General features: G+C 53.3%; 2 protein-coding genes. Both read left to right on the top strand.

Going from position 1 to position 2424, the window contains the following annotated elements:
• The first annotated feature begins 698 nt into the window (after positions 1-698).
• Entirely contained in the window at positions 699-1973 is a 1275-nt protein-coding gene (locus QVO99_RS00530) for a glycosyltransferase family 4 protein (RefSeq protein ID WP_022315630.1), read from the top strand.
• Positions 1970-2424 (top strand): glycosyltransferase (locus QVO99_RS00525; RefSeq protein ID WP_288176832.1); only part of this gene is annotated, 455 nt, incomplete at its 3' end. The genes QVO99_RS00530 and QVO99_RS00525, both read left to right, overlap by 4 nt.

Here is a 2424-nt window from a genome sequence, read left to right as displayed (position 1 = left end):
AGTTGCCTAATATGGTGACTCTTTTTTTATGCCGCCATCTCTTAGTTGGTAGAGCAAAGGACGTCTCGATGGATTATTTATGGTGATTGATATGTCTTGAAACTTGTTCTGCTTTGTCTCCCGGTTCGATTTTGATATATAACCTCATTTTTCCAAAAAATCGTCAACCATCTGGTTGTGGATGTGGAAGTGGTTGATATACAGGTGCTTCCGCCTTTATTTGTGCTCTGAAACCATCGGGTAATTGTCTGGATGGTTGGAGAATAAGAGGAAGGAATCGTATGGAAGTGGATGGCTTGCCTTACTACTGTCTGGTAAGACTTTTGCATGCAATATAAATTATGGCTTACATTTCTCTGGTTGCTTCTGCTTTGCCGACAACAAAGCCACAACCATGGGCAAGGATCGTAAAACTGCAATAAATGGGCAGCATGCTTGCCCATGTGGGGCAAGCAGCTTTCTCACTTGGGGCAAGCACCTTGCCCCAAGTGGGCATGGGGGGTGCCCAAAACTGTGCCCAAAGTTTCCATGGAAAGAAACGTTCGTTAAGGAGATGCTAAATACAGATTTTCTCTGCAAATGTGCGGAGAAAGATTCTGAACTATTGTCCCCGTGCCGCGATTTTTTATCGCACATAGGTTTGGCGTTATTCAATAAATTCATAATTTTGCAGTTGAAACAAAAAGGAGACGAAAATCATGAGAGTGCTAATCGTAAACACCAGTGAGAATGTGGGCGGAGCCGCCGTGGCGGCAAACAGGCTCATGGACGCACTGAACAACAACGGCATAAAGACAAAGATGCTGGTGAGAGACAAGGCCACGGACAACATCACCGTGGCGCAGCTTGACAAGTCGTGGCACCAGAGATGGAACTTCCTCTGGGAACGCTTCGTCATCTTCTGCCACCTGCGCTTCAAGCGCGACAACCTCTTCCAGATAGACATCGCCAACGCCGGCACCGACATCACCCGGACACGGGAATTCCGCGAGGCAGATGTAATACACCTGAGCTGGGTGAACCAGGGCATGCTGTCCATCGGAGGCATCAGGAAGATCCTGGCAAGCAAGAAACCGGTGGTGTGGACGATGCACGACCTGTGGCCGGCTTCGTCGATATGCCATTACGCCCGCAACTGCCACCGCTATGAGAGCAGGTGCGGCAACTGTCCGCTGCTGCCCGGCGGCGGATCCAGGAACGACCTTTCTGCCAAGGTGTGGCGCCGCAAGCGTCAGGCCCTCGGCACCAACAGCATACTCTTCGTCACCTGCAGCCGCTGGCTCGCCGACAAGGCTAAGAAGAGCGGACTGCTCAGCGGCCAGAAGGTGATGAGCATCCCCAATCCCATCGACACCCACGTGTTCTGTCGGGAAGACCAGGAGAAGGCACGCATCTATGCCGGACTGCCAGCCGACAAGCGTCTGATTCTCTTCGTGTCGCAGCGCGTCACCGACCAGCGCAAGGGAATGGACTATTTCATCACCGCCATGAACAAGATGGTGGAACAGCATCCCGAGATGCGCCAGAACACCGGCATCGCCATCCTCGGCGGACAGGCAGAGGAACTCGCCGGGAAGCTGCCGTTGCCGTCGTATCCGCTGGGTTACGTGAGCGACGAGAAGAAGATAGCGAGCGTATACAATTCTGTGGATATGTTCGTGCTGCCGTCGCTCGAAGACAACCTGCCCAACACCATCATGGAGGCAATGGCATGCGGAGTGCCGTGTGTGGGATTCAACACCGGCGGCATCCCTGAGATGATAGACCATCTGAAAAACGGCTACGTGGCAGAATACAAGAGCGTTGACGACCTGGCCAAAGGCATGCATTGGGTGATGTGTGAGGCCGACCGCGAGGCGCTCGCCGCCGAGGCGCTGCGAAAGGTGAACACCTGCTATTCGCAGTATTCTGTGGCAATGAAATACATCGAGGCTTATAATGAGGCATTGGCCCTAAAACGCTATAAACTATGATAAAGATTACTCTGATCACCGTTACATACAATGCCGAGAAGCTCTTGCAGCCCACTCTCGACAGCGTGTTCCGGCAGAATTATGCCGCTCTGGAGCATATCGTCATCGACGGAGCTTCTACCGACGACACCGCCGTAGTGGCAAAAGACTATATGGAACGCTCGTTCGCCTCTGACAATGGTCATGAGGTGAGATTGCTCGTGGAGCCTGACAATGGCATCTACGACGCCATGAACAAGGGACTGCAGATGGCAACCGGCGACTATGTGTGCTTTCTGAATGCCGGCGACTCGCTGCCTGCCGACGATACTATCGCCGAACTCGTGGCAAACACGGGAGTGGACAGCTATGTGGCTGCCGATGGGGGAGAGGACGCACTGCCTGCCGTGCTCTATGGCAATACCGACATCGTGGACGGGAACCGCCAGTTTCTTGCCCACCGCCGGCTGTC

It is taken from the genome of Prevotella sp. CAG:592 (assembly GCF_000436015.1).
Classification (GTDB): Bacteria; Bacteroidota; Bacteroidia; order Bacteroidales; family Bacteroidaceae; genus Prevotella; species Prevotella pectinovora.
Note: the sequence above shows the minus strand (reverse complement) of the source record. Positions and strands in the feature narration are given on the sequence as shown.